Origin of the sequence: Kribbella soli, from assembly GCF_004331345.1 — a bacterium.
Lineage (GTDB): Bacteria > Actinomycetota > Actinomycetes > Propionibacteriales > Kribbellaceae > Kribbella > Kribbella soli.
In genome coordinates this window covers 734,209-756,220 of sequence record NZ_SJJZ01000003.1, presented here as the reverse complement: position 1 = coordinate 756,220, position 22,012 = coordinate 734,209, and the positions used below count along the sequence as shown (strand labels likewise).

At 69.8% G+C, this 22,012-nt stretch carries 18 protein-coding genes; 6 read left to right on the top strand and 12 right to left on the bottom strand.

Features of this window, described 5'->3' with window-relative positions:
- The first annotated feature begins 18 nt into the window (after nucleotides 1–18).
- Entirely contained in the window at nucleotides 19–1,491 is a 1,473-nt protein-coding gene (locus E0H45_RS26475; protein WP_131342243.1) for an NAD-dependent succinate-semialdehyde dehydrogenase, read from the top strand.
- A 19-nt stretch (nucleotides 1,492–1,510) separates the two neighbouring features.
- On the opposite strand, the gene E0H45_RS26470 is transcribed toward E0H45_RS26475, so the two are convergent.
- Nucleotides 1,511–2,161: a GntR family transcriptional regulator gene (locus E0H45_RS26470; protein ID WP_131342241.1), complete on the bottom strand. Its 651-nt coding sequence runs from the start codon at nucleotides 2,159–2,161 to the stop codon at nucleotides 1,511–1,513.
- Nucleotides 2,158–2,886, bottom strand: a complete 729-nt coding sequence (locus E0H45_RS26465; protein ID WP_165546600.1) for a maleate cis-trans isomerase family protein — start codon at nucleotides 2,884–2,886, stop codon at nucleotides 2,158–2,160. Before E0H45_RS26465 ends, E0H45_RS26470 begins: the two co-directional genes overlap by 4 nt.
- Nucleotides 2,887–2,931: 45 nt before the next feature.
- Between E0H45_RS26465 and E0H45_RS26460 the strand changes: the two genes are divergently transcribed.
- Nucleotides 2,932–5,841, top strand: a complete 2,910-nt coding sequence (locus E0H45_RS26460) for an FAD-binding and (Fe-S)-binding domain-containing protein (RefSeq protein ID WP_131342240.1) — start codon at nucleotides 2,932–2,934, stop codon at nucleotides 5,839–5,841.
- Here E0H45_RS26460 and E0H45_RS26455 read toward each other — a convergent pair.
- The 3 genes from E0H45_RS26455 to E0H45_RS26445 are packed head-to-tail and all read right to left on the bottom strand — an operon-like array spanning nucleotide 5,838 to nucleotide 8,936.
- Entirely contained in the window at nucleotides 5,838–7,025 is a 1,188-nt protein-coding gene (locus tag E0H45_RS26455) for an aminotransferase-like domain-containing protein (RefSeq protein WP_131342238.1), read from the bottom strand. The genes E0H45_RS26460 and E0H45_RS26455 overlap by 4 nt on opposite strands.
- A gap of 4 nt (nucleotides 7,026–7,029) precedes the next feature.
- On the bottom strand, nucleotides 7,030–8,184 hold the full coding sequence (locus E0H45_RS26450; protein ID WP_131342236.1) for a M24 family metallopeptidase: 1,155 nt from the start codon (nucleotides 8,182–8,184) through the stop codon (nucleotides 7,030–7,032).
- A complete protein-coding gene (locus E0H45_RS26445; RefSeq protein WP_238155293.1) occupies nucleotides 8,181–8,936 on the bottom strand; it encodes a maleate cis-trans isomerase family protein in 756 nt (251 codons plus the stop codon). Before E0H45_RS26445 ends, E0H45_RS26450 begins: the two co-directional genes overlap by 4 nt.
- A 67-nt stretch (nucleotides 8,937–9,003) precedes the next feature.
- Here E0H45_RS26445 and E0H45_RS26440 point away from each other — a divergent pair, with 67 nt between their 5' ends.
- The 3 genes from E0H45_RS26440 to E0H45_RS26430 are packed head-to-tail and all read left to right on the top strand — an operon-like array spanning nucleotide 9,004 to nucleotide 11,869.
- Nucleotides 9,004–9,996 carry a D-2-hydroxyacid dehydrogenase gene (locus E0H45_RS26440; protein ID WP_131342234.1) on the top strand — a complete coding sequence of 331 codons (993 nt, stop codon included), beginning with the start codon at nucleotides 9,004–9,006 and terminating at the stop codon, nucleotides 9,994–9,996.
- Nucleotides 9,993–11,378, top strand: a complete 1,386-nt coding sequence (locus E0H45_RS26435) for an amidase (RefSeq protein ID WP_131342232.1) — start codon at nucleotides 9,993–9,995, stop codon at nucleotides 11,376–11,378. Before E0H45_RS26440 ends, E0H45_RS26435 begins: the two co-directional genes overlap by 4 nt.
- A complete protein-coding gene (locus E0H45_RS26430; RefSeq protein ID WP_131342230.1) occupies nucleotides 11,375–11,869 on the top strand; it encodes a DUF3830 family protein in 495 nt (164 codons plus the stop codon). Before E0H45_RS26435 ends, E0H45_RS26430 begins: the two co-directional genes overlap by 4 nt.
- Here the strand turns inward: E0H45_RS26430 and E0H45_RS26425 are convergent.
- From E0H45_RS26425 to E0H45_RS26405, 5 genes are read right to left on the bottom strand one after another with little or no spacing between them, the layout of a single operon-like run.
- The gene (locus E0H45_RS26425; RefSeq protein ID WP_131342228.1) at nucleotides 11,856–12,668 is read right to left on the bottom strand and encodes a MerR family transcriptional regulator; all 813 of its coding nucleotides are present in this window, start codon (nucleotides 12,666–12,668) and stop codon (nucleotides 11,856–11,858) included. The two genes, E0H45_RS26430 and E0H45_RS26425, sit on opposite strands and share 14 nt — an antisense overlap.
- An 8-nt stretch (nucleotides 12,669–12,676) precedes the next feature.
- The gene (locus tag E0H45_RS26420) at nucleotides 12,677–13,993 is read right to left on the bottom strand and encodes an amidase family protein (protein ID WP_131342226.1); all 1,317 of its coding nucleotides are present in this window, start codon (nucleotides 13,991–13,993) and stop codon (nucleotides 12,677–12,679) included.
- Between the two features lie 33 nt (nucleotides 13,994–14,026).
- The gene (locus E0H45_RS26415; protein ID WP_131342224.1) at nucleotides 14,027–15,190 is read right to left on the bottom strand and encodes an amidohydrolase family protein; all 1,164 of its coding nucleotides are present in this window, start codon (nucleotides 15,188–15,190) and stop codon (nucleotides 14,027–14,029) included.
- On the bottom strand, nucleotides 15,187–16,371 hold the full coding sequence (locus E0H45_RS26410; protein ID WP_131342222.1) for a M20 family metallopeptidase: 1,185 nt from the start codon (nucleotides 16,369–16,371) through the stop codon (nucleotides 15,187–15,189). The genes E0H45_RS26415 and E0H45_RS26410 overlap by 4 nt, the downstream gene beginning before the upstream one ends.
- 38 nt (nucleotides 16,372–16,409) lie before the next feature.
- Nucleotides 16,410–17,429, bottom strand: a complete 1,020-nt coding sequence (locus tag E0H45_RS26405) for a saccharopine dehydrogenase family protein (RefSeq protein WP_131342220.1) — start codon at nucleotides 17,427–17,429, stop codon at nucleotides 16,410–16,412.
- A 132-nt stretch (nucleotides 17,430–17,561) separates the two neighbouring features.
- Here E0H45_RS26405 and E0H45_RS26400 point away from each other — a divergent pair, with 132 nt between their 5' ends.
- The gene (locus E0H45_RS26400; RefSeq protein WP_131342218.1) at nucleotides 17,562–18,515 is read left to right on the top strand and encodes an AraC family transcriptional regulator; all 954 of its coding nucleotides are present in this window, start codon (nucleotides 17,562–17,564) and stop codon (nucleotides 18,513–18,515) included.
- Here E0H45_RS26400 and atzF read toward each other — a convergent pair.
- Both atzF and E0H45_RS26390 read right to left on the bottom strand, forming a co-directional pair.
- Nucleotides 18,472–20,067 carry an allophanate hydrolase gene (gene atzF, locus E0H45_RS26395; RefSeq protein ID WP_131342216.1) on the bottom strand — a complete coding sequence of 532 codons (1,596 nt, stop codon included), beginning with the start codon at nucleotides 20,065–20,067 and terminating at the stop codon, nucleotides 18,472–18,474. The two genes, E0H45_RS26400 and atzF, sit on opposite strands and share 44 nt — an antisense overlap.
- The gene (locus E0H45_RS26390) at nucleotides 20,064–22,010 is read right to left on the bottom strand and encodes a 5-oxoprolinase/urea amidolyase family protein (protein ID WP_238155291.1); all 1,947 of its coding nucleotides are present in this window, start codon (nucleotides 22,008–22,010) and stop codon (nucleotides 20,064–20,066) included. Before E0H45_RS26390 ends, atzF begins: the two co-directional genes overlap by 4 nt.
- Nucleotides 22,011–22,012 lie beyond the last annotated feature (2 nt).

The following is a 22,012-nucleotide window of genomic DNA, read 5'->3' as shown; positions in this document are numbered from 1 at the left end:
GCCGGTGAAGGGGTGCAGATGGACCAGTCGAGGGTGGACGAGTCGAGGGTGATCGAGGCCGTCGAGAAGCGGCTGTTCATCGAGGGGAAGTGGGCCGACGCGACCCGCGGCGCGACGTTCGACGTCGTCGATCCGTCGACCGGCGAAGTGCTGTGCGCGGTCGCCGACGCCTCACCCGCGGACGGCCGAGCTGCGCTGGAGGCGGCCGTCGCCGCGCAGCCGGACTTCGCCCGGACGTCGCCACGCGAACGGTCCGACATGCTGATGACGGCGTACGAGCTCTTGATGCAACGCGTCGACGATCTCGCGTTGCTGATGACGCTGGAGATGGGCAAGCCGCTGGCGGAGGCGCGCGGCGAGATCGCGTACGCGGCCGAGTTCTTCCGGCACTTCGCGGGCGAGGCGCTCCGGATCGACGGCGGGTACCAGACCGCGCCGGCCGGGAACGCCCGCTTCCTGATCACCAAGCAGCCGGTCGGCCCGTGCCTGCTGATCACCCCGTGGAACTTCCCGATGGCGATGGGGACCCGCAAGCTCGGCCCGGCGATCGCGGCGGGCTGCACGAGCGTCATCAAGCCCGCCCACCAGACGCCGCTGTCGATGCTGGCGTTGATGGGGATCCTGGCCGAGGCCGGCGTACCCGCGGGAGCCGTCAACTGCGTCACCGCGATGGACGCGGGCGGCGTGATGGAACCGCTGATCCGGTCCGGGCTGGCGCGGAAGCTGTCGTTCACCGGGTCCACGCGGGTGGGCAGGATCCTGCTCGAGCAGTGCGCGGAGAAGGTACTGCGGACGTCCCTCGAGCTCGGCGGCAACGCGCCGTTCGTGGTGTTCGAGGACGCGGATCTGGACGAGGCAGTGACCGGCGCGATCGCGGCGAAGATGCGGAACATGGGCGAGGCCTGTACGGCGGCCAACCGGATCTTCGTACACGAGTCGGTGATTGACGAGTTCGGGCGTCGGCTCGCGGAGCGGATGGGTGCGCTGACGGTCGGGCGCGGTACCGAACCGGGTGTGAACGTCGGCCCGCTGATCGACGAGGCGGGGCGCGAGAAGGTGCGGACGCTGGTGGCGGACGCGGTCGGACGGGGTGCGACCGTGCTCACCGGGGGAGAGGTTGCGGCGGGGAACGGGTACTTCTACCCGCCGACGGTGCTGACCGGCGTACCGCGGGAGGCGGCGATGGCGGACCAGGAGATCTTCGGGCCGGTCGCGCCGCTGACGCCGTTCAGCACCGAGGAGGAGGTCGTGCGGGCGGCGAACGACACGGAGTACGGGCTGGTCGCCTACGTGTTCACCAACGATCTGCGGCGGGCGCTCCGGGTCGCGGAGTCGATCGAGACCGGGATGGTCGGGCTGAACCAGGGCGTGGTGTCGAACCCCGCCGCACCGTTCGGCGGCGTGAAGCAGTCCGGGCTCGGCCGCGAGGGCGGCGCGGTCGGGATCGACGAGTTCCTCGAGACGAAGTACATCGGCATCGCCGTCAGCTGACAGACTCAGCCGACTGGGCTCAGCGGCTGACGAGGCGTTCGATGGCGTCGTCCATGTGGGCGCTCAGGAGGTCGTCGGTGCGATCGACGTCGCCGGTCCGGATCGCGTCGGCCAGCCTGTGGTGCTCGACGGCGCGGGCGTCGGTGGCGAGGTATGTCTCCTCGAGAGCGTGGATGCACATCCGGGTCTCGATGATGGACGTCTGATGCATCCGCGACAGCCGGGGGCTGTCGGCCAGCCGCACGAGCAGCTCGTGGAACGCGATGTCGAGCTCGCCGACCGCGGCCGGATCGCCGTCGGCCGCCGCCATCTGGTCGACGATCGCGAGCAGTGCGAGTCCGACCGTCTCGAAGTCGCCGTCGCGGAGGATCTTGAGGGCCGCGGCGCGCTCGATCGCCTCGCGGGCGAGGTACATGTCCCGGATGTCCTCGGGTGTCATGTCGATGACGAACAGGCCGCGGTTGCGGATCGAGACCAGCAGCCCTTCCTGCGTCAGGCGCTGCATGCCCTCCCGCAACGGACCCCGGCTGACGCCGAGCTTGCGGGCCAGGTCGGCCTCGACGATCTGAGCGCCGGGCCTGAACTCCCCGTGGCCGATGGCCTTGCGCAGTTTGTCGGCGATGATGCTCGGCGTCGACTCCTGAGCCAGCGGCTCGATGTAACTGGTCACTCCGAATTCCCCCTTGTGGCGAACAACGTCCCCAGATCTGGCAAAGACGGTACAACCCCGGCCAACTCGAGCCCCTTCCAGACCGTCACCTGGTTCGCGGTCAGTACCGGTTTGCCGACTGCGGACTCCAGTTCGTCGACGATCCCCAGCGTGTGCATCGCGGTGTCCGGCACCAGGACCGCCTCGGCATCCGGGTGGTCGGCGGCCTTCACCATCGCGACCACCTGCTCAGGCGCGAGCGTCCCGACCTCGGCGGCGGTGATGATCCCGTTGCTGCCCATCGACACCACGTCGACGCCGCCCGCGGTCAGGAACCGGACGAAGTGCTGCGCGACATCCTCCGGGTACGACGCGGCGACGGCGACCCGCTGGACGCCGAGCGCACGGCACGCGTCGACGAACGCGATCGAGGTCGAGGACGCCGGTACGCCGAGCGCCTGCGCCACACCGGCCGCCTGGATGTTCGCGCCCTCCCGCCCGAACACGAAGCTGCCCGAGGTACACGCCCACATCACCGAGTCCGGCCGCGCCGGCTTCAGCTCCGCGGCCCCTTCGGCGAGCCGCTCCGCCCGGCCGAGGTCGAGGAGCGCGTCCACCCGATGCGCGTCCTCGCCCACCGAGGTGATGACGACCGGCAGCTTCACCGAGCCGTCGAGCCGAGCCTCGAGTGACGGGTAGTCGTCTTCCGCGCTGTGTCCGGGGTAAAGGAGTCCTACCGTGACCATCGGGCCTCCTGGCTGGTCGATCGTACGAAAGGTAGATTGTCGACAATGTTAACCCCAGAGCGTCCCGGCACCGGATCCGTTGCGTACGACGCCGCGCGTCTGGCAGGCACGCTGCGCCGGGAACTCAGGGGTGAGGTTGGCGACGATCGAGGGACGCGGGCGCTGTACGCGGCGGACGGGTCGAACTACCGCGCGGTGCCGGACCTGGTCGTCGTACCAGCTGATGCCGAGGACCTGGCAGCGGCTGTTGCGCTGACTGCCGCAGCTGGGGCGCCGGTGGTGGTGCGGGGCGGCGGTACGTCGATGGCGGGCAACGCGATCGGCGGCGTCGTCATCGACACGTCCCGGCACGTGAATCGCATCCTCGACATCGACACGTCGGCGCGTACGGCGGTCGTCGAGCCGGGCGTCGTACTGACCGATCTGCTGGCCGCCGCGAAACCGCACGGGCTGGCGTTCGGCGCCGATCCGTCGTCGGCAAGCCGCGCGACCCTCGGCGGCATGATCGCCAACAATGCCTGCGGCGCTCACTCGGTTGCCTGGGGCACCACAGCCGACAACCTCCGCTCCCTGGACGTGATCCTCGCCGACGCAACCCGCCTGACACTCGACTCTGGGCTCGGCACAGGCGCCGCTCCGGACGCCGCTGAGCTTGCGGCGTTGGCGGCTCGGCCGGGGCGTGAGGGGGAGGTGCATCAGGCGCTGCAGGCGTTCGCGGGGCGGAACGAGTTGCTGATCCGCCGCCGGTTCGGACAGTTCACGCGGCAGATCTCCGGCTATGCACTGCATCGGCTGCTGCCGGAGTACGGGTACAACGTGGCCGCTCTGCTGGCCGGCAGCGAAGGCGGTCTCGCCGCAACGCTGCGGGCGACGGTCCAGCTCGTTGAGTTGCCCAAGGCAAAGGTTTTGTGCGTTCTCGGGTTCGCCGACTCGATCACGTCGGCCGACTGTGTGCCGGTCGTGCTCCGGCACGCGCCGCTCACGATCGAGTCCATCAACAACGAACTGGTGGACCGGCTGCCGACGGAGGTGCGCGACGCTGCGGTCCACGCCGGGCTCCCGAGCGGTAACGCCTGGCTGCTGGTCGAGATCGGCGGCGAGGACGAGGCAGCCGCCGCGTCGGCTGCACGCGCGATGCTCGAAGAACTCCGTGATTCCGGTGCGACCGCGTCCCTGGTGACCGACCCGAAGGCGCAGGCGGTCCTGTGGCGGTGCCGTACGGACGCCGCGGGCCTGGCGACGCGACGCGCGGACGGGGCCGAGGCGTGGGGCGGTTGGGAGGACGCCGCCGTACCGCCGGAGCGGTTGGGCGCGTACCTGCGCGGTCTCGACGAACTGCTCGGGCGGCACGGTCTGTCGGGTGCGTCGTACGGGCATTTCGGCGAGGGCTGCATGCACATGCGGATCGACTTCGACCTGCTGAGTGCGCGCGGGATCGCGACGTACCGGGAGTTCGTCGAGCAGGCCGCGGATCTGGTGGTCGAGCTCGGTGGTTCGGTGTCCGGCGAGCACGGTGACGGGCGGGCGCGCGGCGAACTGCTCAGCAGGATGTACGGCGCCGACGGGGTCGCGCTCCTTGGCGAGTTGAAGCGGATCTGGGATCCGGCGGGCGTGCTGAACCCGGGCATGATCGTCGACCCGCCGCAGCTCGACCTCGCGATCCGGCACGACGGGCCGGCCAAGGACCGCAGAATGTTGACAATCTTCGACTACCCGGACGATGAGCACGACTTCGCGCAGGCTCAGCGGCGGTGTGTGGGGATCGGGAAGTGCCGGCAGTCGTCCGGCAGCGTGATGTGCCCCAGTTACCAGGTGACGCGGGACGAGGTGCACTCGACGCGTGGACGGGCGCATCTGTTGTGGGAGATGTTGCAGGGCGACCTGATCACAGACGGGTGGCGGTCGACCGAGGTACGCGACGGGTTGGACCTTTGCCTGTCGTGCAAGGGATGTCTGTCGGACTGCCCGGTGAACGTCGACGTGGCGACGTACAAGGCCGAGTTCACCCATCACCACTACGCGCGACGTCCGTGGGCGCGGCCGTTGTCACACTGGTCGATGGGCTGGCTGCCTCTGTGGTCCCGCCTCGCCTCCCGAGCTCCGGGCGTCGCGAACCGCTTCGCCGGCCTGCAACTGACCAAGCGCCTCGGCGGAATCGCTGCCGAACGGGACGTCCCGCCCTTCGCACCGGAGACCTTCACCCACTGGTTCACCCACCGCACCAGCCCGGGGTCGGGTGAGCGGCAGGTTGTGCTTTGGCCGGACACGTTTACCAACTACCTCGCGCCGGAGATAGGCCGTGCCGCGGTCGCCGTACTGGAGGCTGCCGGGTTCGAGGTGGTGCTGCCCGCGAAGCCGGTCTGCTGTGGGCTCACCTGGATCTCGACCGGTCAGCTCACCACCGCCCGCCGCGTCCTCAACCGATCCCTCCGCGTACTCGCCCCACACCTCCAAGCCGGTACGCCGATCGTCGGCCTCGAACCCAGCTGTACGGCGGCCTTCCGCCACGACGCCCCCGCCCTCCTCGCCGACAACCCGCTCGCCGCGTCGGCGGCCGCGAACACCCGCACGTTCTCCGAGCTGCTCGCCGAGTCCGGCTGGCAACCGCCGCACGTCGGGGGAGCGGCGTTCGTCCAACCGCACTGCCACCAGCACGCCGTCCTCGGCTTCGACGCCGACCGCAAACTGATGGCAGCGGCCGGCATCGAGGCAGGCCTCGCGGACCCGGGCTGCTGCGGTCTCGCCGGCAACTTCGGCTTCGAACGCGACCACTACGAGATCTCAGCAGCAGTGGGTGAACGCTCGCTGCTCCCCGCCGTACGATCGTTGCCCGAGACAACCACCGTCCTGGCCGACGGCTTCAGCTGCCGCACGCAGATCGCCCAAGCCACACCCCGCCATCCCCGCCACCTGGCCCAACTCCTGGCCGAAGCCCTCCCCACCACACCCGGCTAGGGGACCAGTTTGTCGGCGGCTCGGCGGAGGCGGGTGACGCCTTCGTGAATGCGGGCGGGGGCTGTCGAGGCGAAGCAGAGGCGGAAGGCGTTCTGGAAGCGGGCGGTGGGGGAGAATGCCGGGCCGGGGATGAAAGCGACGCCTTCGGCCAGCGCGAGCTCGAACAGTTCCTCGGCGTTGACGCCGTTCTCCAGCGTGACCCAGAGGAAGAAGCCGCCTTCCGGATCGGTCCAGTGCGCGACGTCGCCGAAATGCTCGGTCAGCGCGGCATGCATCGCTTCCTTGCGCCGTTTGTACTCCGCCCGCTGCCGAACGAGATGTTCCTCGAGATGCCCGCCGGTCAGGAACCCGGTGAGCAGCCGCTGCGCCGGCAGATTCGTGCAGGTGTCCATCGCCTGTTTCGCGTTGATCAGCAACTGCTGCAGTTCGGGATCCGCATCGACCCAGCCGACCCGCAGACCGGGCGCGACGATCTTCGAGAATGTCCGTACGGCGAAGACCAGCGGATCACCCGCGCCGAGCTCGCGCAGCGTCGGGAGCGGCTCGCCGGCGAACCGGAGCAGGCCGTACGGGTCGTCGTCGATCACCATCGAGCCCCACGACCGGGCCAGCTCCAGCAGGCGATGCCGCCGTTCGAGAGAGAGCGTCGCACCGGACGGGTTCTGGAACGTCGGGATCGTGTAGATCGCCTTCGGCCGCCGCCCGTCCAGCAAGCGCGGTAGATCGTCGACAATCATGCCGTGGTCGTCGACCGGTACCTCGAGCAGCTCCGCGCCGTACGAGAGCGCGGTCGCGCTGCCGTTCGTGTACGTCGGTGACTCGACGACGACCAGATCGCCCGGGTCGACGAAGATCTTGCAGAACAGGTCGAGGCCCTGCATGCCGCCGGCGGTGATGGTGAGCCGCTCGGCGGTCGTCTCGTCGCTGGTCCCGCGCAGCATCTCCAGCAGCGCCGCGTGCAGCGGCGGGTCGCCCTCGGTCGCGGCGTAGTCGTAGCTGGAGGGCCGGCTCAGCTCGTCGGCTGCGATCGCGGCCAGGATCTGCGCGGGTACAGCCTCGGCGGCGGGTGATCCCATCGCGAAGCGGACGATGTCGTGCGTCTGCTTGTGCAGCAGCGACGTACTCGAGTCGATCACCGAACCCACCAGTCCGGCGGCGCGTGCGGCGTACGGGAGTGCTGGCAAGGGACTACCTCCTGATCGTCAGTTCGTGGGACAGACCGGTCAGTCGTTCCACTCCGTCGGCGGTGACCACCACGGGCTCGGACAGCTCGTAGCCCCAGCCGTCCATCCACATCCCGAGGATGAGGTGGAACGCCATTCCCGCGGTCAGCACGGTGGTCTCCTCGGGGCGCAGGCTCACGGTGCGTTCGCCCCAGTCCGGCGGGTACCCGATACCGATCGAGTACCCGATCCGGGATTCCTTCACCAGACCGTGCGCGGCGATCACGTCGTTGAACGCGGCGTGTACGGCGCCGCCGGTGACGCCTGGCCGGATTGCCGACAATGCCGCCTGCATGCCGTCGGCAACGATCTTCGCGGTCTCGCGAAGCCGCCGCGGCGGGTCGCCGAGCATCACGGTGCGGGCGAGCGGGGCGTGGTACCGGCCGAACACGCCGGCCAGCTCGATCGTGGTCGCCTCGTTGTCGACAAACGGACGATCGCTCCAGGTCAGGTGCGGCGTACCGGCGGCGGCACCGGTCGGCAGCATCGGCACGATCGCCGGGTACTCACCGCCGTGCTCCGGCGTGCCGATCGTCTGCGCGGCGAGGATCTCCGCGGCGACGTCGCACTGCCGCCGACCCGGCTGAAGCCGATCGAGCGCGGTCCGCATCGCTTGCTCGGCGATCGTGCCGGCGATCCGCAGCAGGCCGATCTCGTACGGCGACTTGACGAGCCGGACCCAGTTGACGAGCTCCGCGGAGTCGACCAGCCGGCGACCGGGCAGACCGTTGCTGAGGGCAAGGTAGCTGCGCGCGGTGAAGTAGTGCGCGTCGCTTTCGACCGCGACGTCCGCGCCGGGCGGGATCAGGTCGTGGCAGACGTTTGCGATCCAGTCGTACGGATGGACGTCCGGCCGGTGTACCAGCTGCTCGGGATACCCGTGGATCTGGTCCGCACGCAGGTTGCAGGTGTACGACGCTCCGGCCGCGTCCATCGCCCGCGCGAACAACCACACGTCGCCCTCGGCCGGAACCAGCAGGCACTGCGGCGTATAGAACGACCAGGCGTCGTAGCCGGTCAGGTAGAAGAGGTTCGCGGGATCGCTGACCACGAGCGCGCCCAAACCACGCTCGGCCAGTACGGCGCGGACCTTCGCCAGGCGGGCGGTGTATTCGCTCATCGGACGCTCAGCAATCGTTGCTCCGGACCGATCCCGGTGTGCCCGGCGAGCTCGAGCACGGACCACATCGTGACCTGGTTCGCGGTCAGCACCGGCTTGCCGAGCGTGGCCTCCAGCCCGGCGATCACGTCGTACGTCGGCAGATTGGTGCAGCTGATGAAGATCGCTTCGACCAGGTCGCTGTCGACGCTGCGGACCAGCTCGACGGTCGTCTCGTAGGGAACGGCCCAGATCTGCGCGATCAGACCGAGCCCGGCGGTCGCGACCACCTCGATCCCGGCCTGGGCGAGGAACGCGGTCAGCCCCGCGGTCAGGTCGTTCGTGTACGGCGTGACTGTCGCGATCCGGTTGATCCCGAGCCGGCGCAGCGCGAGCAGCAATGCGCCGCTCGTGGTCACCGCGGCCGGGGCACCGGCACCGACCATCGCGTCCACGAGCGCCAGTTCGCCGGTCAACCCGCCGACAAAACTGCCGAACGTGCAGGCGTAGGCGACCGCGAGCGGGGCGACCGCGAGTACGTCGTACGTCGTCCGCGCGATCAGCTCCGGATCCGAGATGTGCACCGCCATCTCGACGGTGGCGGCCATCGGTGCGTACGGCGTCCGCGTGACGTGCAGCGTGACGTCGTCGGGCACCCAGCGCCACAGTTCGCGGTCGAGCGCGAAGTCGTACGGCGCGACGACACCGATACCGGTCTGCAGCAGTGGAGGCACTGCCGCCGGCATCGGGTGGGTGGAGGGACGCGTGCTCATGCGAGTCAGTGTGCGGCCATCAGGAGATTGTTGACAATCCTACTAGCGAGTTCCTAGCCTCGATGGCGTGCCAGCCTCCCCGCCAGCAAGCACCGAGCGTCCCGTCATCGCTGTGCTCTGTGAGCGCGCGACCGACCGGCCGCCGGGCCTCGACGGCCTGCCGGCCGACTTCCGGTACTGCGCCGCGGACGGGCTGCGCGAGGCGGTCCGGGGTGCGCGGGCCCTGATGCTCTGGGACTTCTTCTCCACGGCGGTCCGGGACGTCTGGGCGGACGCCGATGCGCTCGAGTGGATCCATGTGACCGCGGCCGGTGTCGACACGCTGCTCTTCGACGAACTGCGGGATTCCGCGGTCGTGGTGACGAACGCGCACGGCGTGTTCGACCGGCCGATCGCCGAGTACGTGCTCGGTGCGGTGATCGCGAACGCCAAGGACAGCCTCCGTAGCTTCGAACTGCAGCGCGACCGTCGCTGGCAGCACCGTGAGACCCGGAGTGTGCTGGGCGCGAAGGCGCTCGTCGTCGGGACCGGTGCGATCGGAAGAGAGACTGCCCGGCTGCTTCGCGCCGCCGGGTTGGAGGTGCGGGGCGCCGGCCGGGTCGCGCGAGGGGACGACCCGGACTTCGGCGAGATTGTTGCCAGCAGCAATCTTCCGGCCGAGGTCGGGTGGGCCGACCACCTCGTGATCGCCGCACCGTTGACCGCCGCGACCCGTGGGCTCGTCGACGCGGCGGTCCTCGCCGCGATGCGGCCCGGCGCACACCTTGTCAACGTTGCCCGCGGTCCGATTGTCGACGAAACGGCACTGCTCGCCGCAGTCCGCGACGGACGGATCGCTGCCACCCTCGACGTCTTCGACAACGAGCCGCTGCCCCCGGAACATCCGCTCTGGGACGCGCCGAACGTGACTGTCACCGCCCACATGTCCGGTGACGTGATCGGCTGGCGCGACACCCTCGGGGACCAGTTCGCGACCAACGTTCGGCGCTGGCTGGCCGGCGAACCGCTGCTGAACATTGTCGACAAGAAGCTTGGCTACATTCCGACAGGAGATCGATGAGACAAGCAACCGAGCTGGTCGAGGGCTACCGCACCGGCGCGTTGTCCCCGGTCGAGGCGACGCAGGAAGCACTGGACGCGATCGAGCGGTACGACGAGCAGGTCAACGCTTTCGTACTCGTCGACGCCGAGGGGGCGCTCGCCGCAGCCAAGGCGTCGGAGGCCCGCTGGCATGCCGGCGCGCCACTCGGCCCCGGCGACGGCGTACCGACGTCGATCAAGGACGCATTGTGGACAAGAGGCTGGCCGACAATGCGCGGCAGCACGATGATCGACCCGGCCGGACCGTGGGACGAGGACGCGCCTTCCGTCGCCCGGCTGCGTGAGACCGGCGCCGTCTTCCTCGGCAAGACGACGACGCCGGAGTACTCCTGGAAGGGCGTCACCGACTCGCACACGTACGGCGCGACGGGCAACCCGTGGGATCCGGCGAAGACGTCGGGCGGATCGAGCGGCGGTTCGGCGACCGCGGTCGGACTCGGGATGGGCGTGTGGTCGCTCGGCACCGACGGCGGCGGATCGGTCCGGATCCCGGCCGCGTTCACCGGTACGGTCGCGCTGAAACCGACGTACGGGCTGATCCCGCTGTTTCCGCCGAGCGCGTTCGGGACGTTGTCGCACGCGGGGCCGATGACGCGCACCGTGCGCGACACGGCGGCGCTGCTCGACGTGGTCACCGGGTTCGACTCGCGGGACTGGTCGGCGATGCCGACTCCGGGCCGGTCGTTCCTGGACGGACTCGACGACGGCATCGCCGGGTTGCGGATCGGGTTCTCTGTAGATCTTGGTTTTGTTGACAATCATCCTGAGGTTGAAGAGCTGGTCCGCACCGCGGTCGGCGTACTCGAGGGCTTGGGCGCCGAGGTGACGGAGGTTGATCCGGGGTTCGCGGATCCGATCGACGCGTTCAACGTGCTGTGGTGGTCCGGCGCCGCGAAGGTGCTCTCGGCGTACACGGTCGACGATCGCGTCGATCCGGGACTGCGCCGGGTCGCGGAGCTCGGGGCGGCGTACTCCGCGTCCGACTTCCTCGACGCGAGCGCGGTCCGGATGGACCTCGGGACACTGATGGGCCGCTTCCACGAGCGGTACGACGTACTCGTCACACCGACGTTGCCGATCCCGGCGTTCCCGGTCGGCCAGGACGTGCCGGACGGTTCGACCTCGCAGGACTGGACCGACTGGACGCCGTACACGTACCCGTTCAACCTCACCCAGCAGCCGGCGCTGAGCGTGCCGTGCGGCTTCACCCGCGCCGGGCTGCCGGTAGGACTGCAGGTGGTCGCGCCGCGGCATGCCGACGCGCTGACGCTGCGGGTCGGCCAGGCGTATCAGGCGGCCACGGACTGGCATCGGCGTACCCCGACCTTGGAGGCCCAGTGAGCAAGCACATCACCGTCAGCCTGGACAAGCGCGGCGTGAGCTGCGTGGCGAAGTTGCTCGACGACGTGGCGCCGCGGACCTGCGCGGCGGTGTGGGACGCGCTGCCGCTGTCGGCGCCGGTGTTCCACGGCAAGTACGCACGGAACGAGATCTACACGCTGCTGCCGGGGTTCGCCACGGATCCCGGCAAGGAGAACACGACGGTCACGCCGATCCCGGGGGATCTGTGCTGGTTCTCGTTCGACTCCGACGATCTGGGGAATCCGGCGTACGGGTACGAGAACACGACCGGTACCGGGACAACTGGTGCGATTGTCGACCTCGCGGTGTTCTACGGCCGCAACAACCTGCTGATCAACGGCGATCAGGGCTGGGTCCCGGGCAACGTGTTCGGCGCGATCACCGAGAACCTTGACGAGTTCGCCGCCGCCTGCCAGGACCTCTGGATGGGCGGCGCGCGCGGGGAGACGTTGTCCTTCAGCCGGCTGTGAGCGGCTGCTGCAGTTCGGTGACCCAGTGCTCCGGGTCCTCCGGGGTGTCGAGGTAGAGCTCGCGGGCGGGCTCGGCGGCGCGTCGGCCGTTGTCGTCGAGCCAGCGCGCCAACGCCTGCCACGAAGGCAGAACCTGGTCGATCGGCCCGCGGTGCACCAGCGTCGCGGCTTGCGCCGCGGGCAGGTCGATCACCTCCAGTCCGTTGAGGTTGCCTCCGGCATCGACCGCGGCCGGTACCGTCGCGCGTACGACGACCTCGTCCTCGGACTCCTGCGCGTACAGGCAGGTCAGCCGACCGGACGGCCGTACGTCGGAGTTCGGCAACCGTCGACCGAGCTCCGCGCACAGCGGGTGCACCACGGGTGTGATGTCGTCAGGTGTGAAGCTCGCGGCCGTGGCGGTGAGGCCGACGAGTCGTACGGCGGGCAGCTCCTTGACCACGACGTCCGCTGTCGGGACGTCGGCTTCCAGGCCGCGCAGACGTGACTCGATCTGTGCGAGCCGCGCGGAGCCCTCCGCCAGCATGGTCTCCAATTGCGCGCGTCGCATCGTGAGCATCACGCGCAGTTCGGCCGGGCTGAGATTGTCAACAATCATCGTGCCAACCTGGTCGAGGGAGAAGCCGAGATCCTTGAGCGCGACGATCCGGTTCAGGTCGGCGAGCTGACCGGCGGTGTAGCTGCGGTAGCCGGTGACGGGATCGACGTACGCCGGTCGTAGCAGGCCGAGCGCGTCGTAGTGCCGCAGCATCCGAATCGACACCCGGCCGTGGCGGGCGAACTCTCCGATTGCGAACATGACGGCAGTCAACCAGCCAGGAGTTCCGCGAAGGTGATCGCGGTGTCGTCCTCGTGCCACGGGCCGACCACCTGGGCACCGACCGGTAGCCCGGCTGGTGTGCGTCCGATCGGCATGCTGAGCGCGGGATGACCGGTCAATGCTGCGTGCGCGATCCAGAACACCTGTGTTTCATAGGGTTGCCCGTCGATCGTCGTCGTACCGTGCGGGAACGCGACGGTGAAGCTCGTGGGGCACAGGAAGACGTCGACGTCGTCGAAGTACCGCTGCCATCTCGCACGCGCCTGCATCCGGCCCCGGTCGAGGTCGCGGACAGCCGCGGCGGTCAGCTCGCTGTCCGAGTCGCCGTGCAGCGCGAAGAACAGTTCGACCTGGCGGCCGAATTCCGCCGCCTGCTCGTTCGCGTCCACCCCGTCCGGCCAATTGTTGACAATCTTCGCGCCGCTGCGGGCCAGGCGGTCGATCGTGTCGGACAGCGCATCGCCGACCTCGCTGGAGACAGGCGCTGCGGGGTGATCGGTGACGATGCCGACGCGGTAGTCCTGGAGCCGGTCGTGCCGTGGCGGGCGGAGGTTGGAGGAGTACGGGGCTTCGGCGCCGGCGGTCGCGCGGAGTCCGATCCGCAGATCGGCGGCGGAGCGGGCTAGCGGTCCGATTGTTGACAAGTTGGGCAGTTCGGTCGGGAGGTACGGCGTACCGGGGATCTCGAAGCCGCGCAGTGGGACCAGGCCGTTGGTGGGCTTGAGTCCGTACACACCGCAGTACGCCGCTGGAAGCCGGATCGAGCCGACCAGGTCGGAGCCGTACTCGAGGTAGGTGAGGTCGGCCGCCAGCGCTGCTGCTGCGCCGCCGCTAGATCCGCCCGGGGTACGGCCGAGGTCGGCGGGGTTGTTGGTCCGTCCGTAGATCTCGTTCGCGGTCTGCCCGAAGTCCGCGAGCATCGCGTGCACGTTGGTCTTCCCAACGACGATCGCGCCGGCGCGCTGCAGCCGTTCCACGACAGCCGCGTCGCGGTCGGCGACGTACTCCGCGAACGCCGGATTGCCCCAGGTGGTACGCATCCCGGCGACATTGAAAGCCTCCTTGACCGTCACCGGCACCCCATGCAACGGCCCGACCACACCGCCCCGCCTGACTGCACTACCGCGCTCGGCCAGGAGCGCGTCGGCTCGGTCCGCTTCCGTCAAGGCGTGTTCGCGCCGGACCTCGACCACCGCGTTGACCTGCGTGTCGTCCGCGATCCGCGCGAGGAGTTCCTCCGTCACCTCACGCGACGTGACCTGACCAGTGCGGATCCGCTCCGCGACCTCTCCTGCTGTGTACATGCAGCCGGTCTACGGTCTGACACCGTGTCAGAGTCAACGCCCGACTTCGGCTCCGTTGTGGAACACCCGCTGGATGCGCGTCTCGAGTGAGCTGCAGTCCAGGTCGACGCCCTGCAGGAGAACTAGGTCCGCCCGCTTACCCACCGCGATCTCCCCACGGTCGTCCGCGAGTCCCAGCAGCGTCGCCGCGTCGATCGTGGCCGCTCGCAGCGCGCCGGCGTCACCCAGTCCGGCGGCAGCGAGATGCCTCAGTTCCCACAGCACCTCCGTGTGTGGCCGGACCGGGTTGTCGGTGCCCATCGCGATGCGCACTCCCGCATCGATGGCGAGTCGCATGGACTCCAGATGGGCCTCGGCGGCGCCCTCCGGCGTGGCGGTCGGATCCGACTGGGTGACGGAGAGAGTCGGCACGTACCAGGTCCCGTGCTCGGCCATCGCCTGCACCGCGGCCTCGTCGAGGTACGTTCCGTGCTCGATGCTTCCCGCACCGGCGCGGGCGGCGAGTTCCGCGGCCCGGGCTCCGTGTGCGTGCACCATGATCCGCCGGCCTCCGCGCCGCCGCGCCTCGTCGACCAGCGCGGTCATCTCGTCCTCGGTCAGTTCGAGGTCCGCAAGCCCCTTCCCGATCGCCAGCGAACCCGTGACGGTCACCTTGATCCAGTCGGCACCGGCCCGGACCATCCGCCGTACGACGGCCCGCGCCCCGTCGGCGCCGTCGAAGATCGGATCGGGCAGCGAAGGATCCTCGAAGAAGTCGAGCGACCCGGTCCGCGGCGCCCACAGGTCGCCGATGCCACCCGTCGTACCCACCTGCCGCAGACTGAGCAGCACCTCCGGCCCATCGATCCAGCCCTTCGCGACGGCCATCCGCACCCCGGCATCCGCGCCCCACGCGTCGCGCACCGTCGTGACGCCGAGACTCAGGAGAGTTCGCAGCACGGGTACGGCGGACAGCGGGCGAACCGACCGCGGCAGCCCGAACGGGTCGATCCGCGTCTGCGCGATGCACAGGTGCGTGTGGCAGTCGATGAACCCCGGCACCAGCAACCCGTCGTCACAGTCGATCGCGTCGTCGCCGTCCAGCCCGATCCCGACCCCGACGATCCGCTCATCTTCGAGCACAACGTCCGCCCGATGCACGACGCCAGACCCGGCATCAAGCACCGACCCGTTCCGAAGAACCACCCGCCTACTCATAGCAGTCGGAGTGCGGTGAGGGCGTACGCGCGTGCCGCCGTGACGAGCTCTGCGACGGCAACGGATTCGTCCGCGCGATGCGCCTGAGTGGTGACCGAACCGGGGCCCAGAACAACCACCGGTACGCCGAGATCGCGGGCGATGTACCCACCGTCGCATGCCGCCGTCCATCCTGCGAGCGGCATCGGTGGTCCGCCGGCGTCGAACCGCGCGGCCTCGGCGATCCGAACCAGGTCGGTGTCCTCGGGGGTCTCGAAGGCGGGCATCTCCATCGGCATCGCGAGCTCGACAGTCAGTCCGCGGTCCTCCAGGTGCAGCGCGGCGACGCGGCGGCCGAGGTCGGCGAGTACTTCGGCGGGCGACTCGCCGGGAAGCAGCCGGCGGTCGGCGACGATCACGCAGTCGGCGGGAACGATCGAGCCGCCGGTGCCGCCGTTGATCTGGCCGACGCTCCAGGTCGCCGGGCCGAGCAGGGGATGGGGCGCGGCCGCGAGTTCCTTGTGCAGGTGTTCGATCTCGGCGACGACGGCAGCCGCGCCGTAGATCGCGTTGGCGCCGCCGTCGGGGTTGCCGGCGTGCGAGGCGCGGCCGTGGACCGAGACCTGGAGGTACGAGTCACCGCGCGCCGCGATGATCGTCTGCAGGTCGGTCGGTTCGGCCGTGATGCAACCGACGTACCGCCGGAGCTCGTTCTGGTTGGCTGCGATGTAGGCGCGGATGCCCTTGCCGGTTTCTTCCTCGTCGACGACGGCGGCCAGTTCGACCGGGCCGCTCAGCGTGGTGCCGCGGAGGGCGGCGAGTGCGACCAGGGCTGCGGCGAGGCCGCCCTTCATGTCGGATGTGCCGCGGCCGTAGATCCGGCCGTCGCGCAGGAGTCCGCCGTACGGGTCGACGGTCCATCCGTCGCCGACCGGGACGACGTCGGTGTGACCGAGCAGCAGCAGGCCGGGATCGTTGCCGCCGGCAAGCGTGATCGAGACGTTGTCCCGGCCGGGCTCGACAACAGAGGTACCGACGTCGAGCCCGAGTTGACGACCCGCCGCGGTGAGGGCGGCCACCGTGGCGGCTTCCTCACCGGGCGGGTTCTGTCCAGGGGCCCGGACGAAATCCTGCGTGATCTGCACCAGCAGGTCCTCGTCGATGCGATCCAGCACCTTCTGTTCGGCGGGCGTCAGGCTCATGCCCACCAACCTTAGGCTCAGTCCAAGGTCGCCGGGGATCAGCCCTCCGTGACCCGCCACCGCACTCCGTGCTCGGACAGGAAGTCCATGAACGTCTCCGGGTCGAATGCCTGGGAAGGTGCCAGTACGCCGGGCTTGGCCCCGTCCGTCACGAGCCTCCGTGCTGCCTCCACCGCGATCACCGCTGTCTTGCCGTAGCCGTCGGTGCCCTCGACCTCGCCACGCACGGTACGTCCGTCTTGCCCGGACGCCTCGACCGAGATCGTCCACCTGCCCTGCCGCCGCTGTTCGTCGTCGGGTCCCTCGGGCAGCGAGTCGATGACCGCGGGGGTGATCACCTTCAGCGCGTCGAACGACCCGCCGAGCAGACCTTCCATCCGTCCGACCGGCACGTGTCTCGGCACCGTCGCCACCGGCGGGAGCGCCGCTTTGCTCACCCCGACGGGCGCGTCCCCGCTCGGGAAGCGCCACGTCGCGTGGCTCGCCGCGCCGTACGTCGTCCAGCCGTCGTTCTCGTAGCGCAGCGCCCCGTCGAACAGCAGGTTCGGGTCGAGCGACCGCAGCGTCCCGCGGCTGAAGCTGCCGTCGCGGTACCAAAGTGCCACCGTCAGTCTGTCCACCGGGCCGGCGGTCTCCCCGACGAGGTGGCTGATGAAGTCGCTCGGCCCGCCGTCGTCGGCCATGGCCGGCACGACACTGACGCCCGCATCGACGGCGGCATCGGTGAAGGTGTCGAAGACCTCGTTGATGTAATGCTGTTCTCCCGTGGTGTCGACGTAGTGCGCGGAGGCGGCGATCGCTGCGCGCACGACCGGCGCGCCGAGCCGAGCGAACGGCCCGGCGGTGTTGACCACGGCGTCGGCGCCCGCGAACGCGGCCGCCAGCGAATCCTGGTCGCCGATGTCGGCGATCCGGACCTCGAAGCCGGTCTTGCCCGCGGCTGCACGAAGCCGCTCGGGGTTCCGGCCGACGAGCACCGCTTCGATGCCGCGGCGGGCGAGTTCGGTGACCACGAGGCGGCCCGTGTAGCCGCTCGCGCCGTTGACTGCGATCTTCATCAGGTACTCCGTTGATCGGTCTGTTGTGTTCGTGATCGACGGTAGGACCGGATGATGCGGACGAACCATGTCCGGAGGTACGGCGTTCATGCCCGATCGTTCTGGATCTCGGACGCAGGGTAAGCTGCCGCTGTGGATGTGCTGAGCGACGCAGTGACGACGATGCGCACCGGCCGTCCGCACTCGAACCGCAACAAGCTGAGCGCCCCCTGGGGTCTGCGTTTCCCGCCGACCGACGGCGCCGGATTCCACATCGTGCTCAGCGGCACCTGCTGGATGCTGCCGGCCGACGCCGAGCCGCTCCGGCTGAATACCGGCGACATCGTGTTCTTGCCCCGCGAACCCGGGCATGCCCTCGCCAACGATCCCGGCAGCCCGCTCACCGAGTTCCAGGTGGGCGGACGCGACCGCGAGGACGATCCAGGCACCGGCGGCGCCGTCACCGAGCTGCTCTGCGGCGCCTACGTGCTCGACCGGTCGCGTCCCCACCCGCTGCTGGCCGACCTGCCCGACATCGTGCATCTGCCGGCCCACATCGGACACCACCCGCGGCTACGGACCGCCGTGGACCTGCTCGGCGGCGAGGTCGCCGAGCCGCGCCCGGGCGCGACCGCGAGCGTGTCCGCGCTGCTGGACCTCCTGCTGCTCTACATGCTGCGCGCCTGGTTCGACGATCAGTCGACAGGCTCGCCGACCGGCTGGCCCGCGGCGCTCGCGGACCCCGCCGTCAGCGCGGCGCTGCACGCGATGCACGCCGAGCCTGCCGCGCCGTGGACGGTGCAGGAGCTCGGCGCACGGGCCGGGCTGTCCCGGACGGTGTTCGCGCAGCGCTTCACCGCGCTCGTCGGCAGGCCGCCGCTGGCGTACCTGACCTGGTGGCGGATGACCCTGGCAGCGAAGCTGCTGCAAGCGACCGACGCACCGCTGTCCACAGTGGCCAGACGCTGCGGCTACTCCTCGGAGTTCGCCTTCGCCAAGACCTTCAAGCGCGAATTCGGCATCGCGCCAGGGGCCTTCCGCCGAACTGACGGCGCGGACCAGCTCAGTTCCCCGCCAGGTACGCGCGCCAGCCGCCGGAACTGGTGATGTCACGGTCGGGGTCCGCGGCGTCCGCCGTACACACGAAGCCGAGAACCTGTTGACCGTCTGATAGCTCAAGCGGTCCGATCGCCAGCGGAGGCTCGATGGTGGCCGCGAATCCACCCAGCTCGGCAGCCGGCACGCTCCATACCTCGACCTCGATCCCTGGGCCGCCCGCACCCGGCAGGGTCCGGGTCAGGCCGGGACGCGGTCCGTCGACCAGATACATCCGGTACGACGAAGCGGTCCGAGCAGTGAAGGCGAGCCGAGCACCACGCCGTACCAGCTGATCGTTGAGTGGCTGGCCGGACAGATGGGCGCCCGCGACTGCGAGCAGGACGTCGGTGTCCGCAGCACGCGTCGGCACGTCCTCACCACACCAGAGAGCGGCCAGATCGATCAGTTCGAGGTCGTGGCCGGCGGGTGCCATGAGCTGGATCCCGAACGGCAGACCGTCGGCCCGATCCGGTCCCGGGAAGGCGATCGCGCACAGGTCGAGCAGGTTGACCATGTTCGTGAAGCGACCGAGACGACTGTTCACGCCGATCGGATCGGCCGCCACCTCGGCCAGCGTCGGATGCCCGGGCGTCACCGGCAGCAGGAGCGCGTCGAGCTGCGTCCACAGGTGCTCACTCGCACGCTTCAGTGTCGCGAGCCGGTCGAACCCCGCGAACGCGCCGGCCGCGGTCAGCGCCGCGCCGCCGCGCACGATCGTTCGCACGGTCGTATCGACCGCCGCGGAGTCGTCCAGCTTGTCCCCGAACGCCAGCCAGCGCTCGGCCAGCCACGGTCCGGAATACAGCAGGTCGGCAGCTTCGAGCAACGGCTGTACGTCGACCTTGACCACCTCGCCGAGACGATGCGCCTCGTCGAGTGTCGCCTGCCATGCCTGTTCGTACTCCGGATCCAGCTCCAGCCGGATATCCGGTACGCCGATGATCGCCGCCGATCCCGCGACGCGGCCCGGCCGGCGATGGGGGAGTGACGACGCTCTCCGTGACCAGGCGTCATCGGTGTCGAAGGCAACCATCACGTCGAAGACCCGGCGCGCGGTGGCGACCGATCGCGCCATCACCGTGACACAGTCGAGCGACCGGCACGCCGGGACGACGCCGCGCGCGGAGACCAGTCCACGGCTCGGCTTGATGCCGACCAGCCGGTTGAAGGCCGCCGGAACACGACCGCTCCCCGCGGTGTCGGTGCCGAGCGCGAAGTCGACCTGACCGGTGGCGACCGCGACCGCGCTGCCCGAGCTCGAGCCGCCCGACACATGCTCAGGCGAGAAGACCGAGTGACATGCGCCGTACGGCGACCGCGTGCCGACGAGACCGGTCGCGTACTGATCCAGATTCGTCTTCCCCAGCGGTACGGCGCCGGCGGCGATCAGCTGATCGACCACGAACGCGTTGTCCTTCGCGGGCTCGGTGCTGCGTGGGTCGCCTGCGGTCGTCGGCACACCGGCCAGGTCGATGTTGTCCTTGAGCGCCATCGTCAGCCCACGCAACGGTCCAGGGACCGGCTCGATCGGGTCGACCCGGGTGATCCACTCGTTGTTCATGCGCCCCACCGTGCCCGCTCCGCCTCGAATGCGGCGCGGCGTCTGGCGCGCAAGGTCGCAATGTCCACAGGTGCCTCCTGCTCGATCCGGCGTACGTCGGCGATCGAGAACGTCGCCGGTGCGGTCTTCAGATCCGCCCGCCCGGCCGCGATCTCGGCCCGCTCGTAGGCGAGTTGCTCCGCGCTCACCGGCGCGAATCTGATCAGGTCGAACTGCCTCAGTAACCAAGGTTGCGCGTCATCGGGGGAGAGCCGCCAGACCGGGACCGTGCGTCCGACGAGCTGGTACCCGCCGGGACCCTCCATCCCGTACACGCACAGGTAGATCCCACCGATCCCGACCGCGTTCTGCGGCGTCCAGGTGCGCGCCGGGTTGTACTTCGTGGTGACGAGCCGATGCCGCGGATCGACCGGTACGGCGACCGGTGCACCGAGGTACACGTCGCCGAGGCCGACCACCAGGTACGTCGCGGCCTGGACGATCTCGAAGACCTCGTCCCGCGTCTCGAGATCGTTGACCCGCCGGATGAACTCGACGTTGTCCGGGCACCACGGCGCGTCCGGCCGTACCGAGGTGGCGTAGCGACGCATCGCCTCGTGGGCCGCCGGATGGTCGAACGCGATCGGCAGCACCACCTCCCGGGCCGGCAGCACCACGGTCTCCGGATCGCCCAGGCCGGCGGCCAGGAACGCGAGCCGCTCCGCGAGTTCGGTGAGCGCGAGCCGGGCCGAGTCGACCGCGACGAGCAGCGATCGCACCCCCTCGACGATCTCCGTGATCCCGGCCGGCCGGTCCTCCCGCAGGGCTTGCGCCAGCAGGTGGATCCAGACCCGGACCGTGAGGTCGAGCTCGGCCGGTCCGGCCTCGACCAGCAGGTGTCGCTCGCCCGCGCACCTGATCGTGTACGACGGCGCCGTGCCGACCTGCTCGCCGTCGTGCAGGACCCTCGGGCGATCCGGCGCACCGGTCGAGACCTGGACGGGCGCGGGTTCCTGACGCAGATCGGTCAGCCAGCGACGGCGGGCCTGGATCGCCTCGGCGGCCGCTTCGGGGGTCACGGGGGTGAGGTGAACGGAGTCGCCGGCGCGTAGCTGGCCGAGCATCCAGCGGTCGGCCTCGATCACTACGGCGGGTACGACGAACCCGCCGAGCGACGGCCCGTCCTTGCCGACGATGACCGGGGTGTCGCCGGACAGCATGATGCCGCCGACCGGGTACGCGGAGTCGTGCACGTTCGACGGATGCAGACCGGCCTCGCCGCCGTCGGTCCGCGCCCAGCCTGGGTTCGGCCCGGTCAGCCGGACACCGGTGCGATCGGACCGATGGTCGACAATCCACTCGTTGGCAAAGAACGCCTCGACGCCGTCCGCGGTGAGATGTTCCGGTGCTCCGTGGGGTCCGGGGATCACGCGCACCTGCCAGGAGTTCGAGATCGCGGGCAGCTCCACCGACAACGGGGTGAGCAGGTTCTCCTGGCGGCCGAGCGGAAGCTCGTCGCCGGCCGCGAGCGGCTTGCCGTCGTGACCACCGAAGCCGCCGAGGACGAAGGTGGACCGGCTGCCCAGCACTCGCGGCACGTTCAATCCGCCCTGGATCGCGACGTACCCGCGCATCCCAGGACCGTCCAGCGGGCCGACGTCCAGCACGGCCCCGGCCGGCCACCGGATGACCATCCCCGGCCTGAACGGCAGATTGTCGACAGTCGGATTGCGGGCAGCGCCTCCGACGCAGATCAGCCGATCCTCGTCACAGGTGAGAACCGGTCCGGTCAGTACGCACTCCAGCCCGGCCGCACTGTCCGGGTTGCCGACCGCGGCGTTGACCAGCGCGAACGTGAGTTCGTCGGCAGCCCCGGACGGCGGTACGCCGACGTCCCACAGACCCGGCCGGCCGGCCAGGTCCTGCACCGTCGTTTGGATGCCCGGCGCAACAACTGTGACCACGG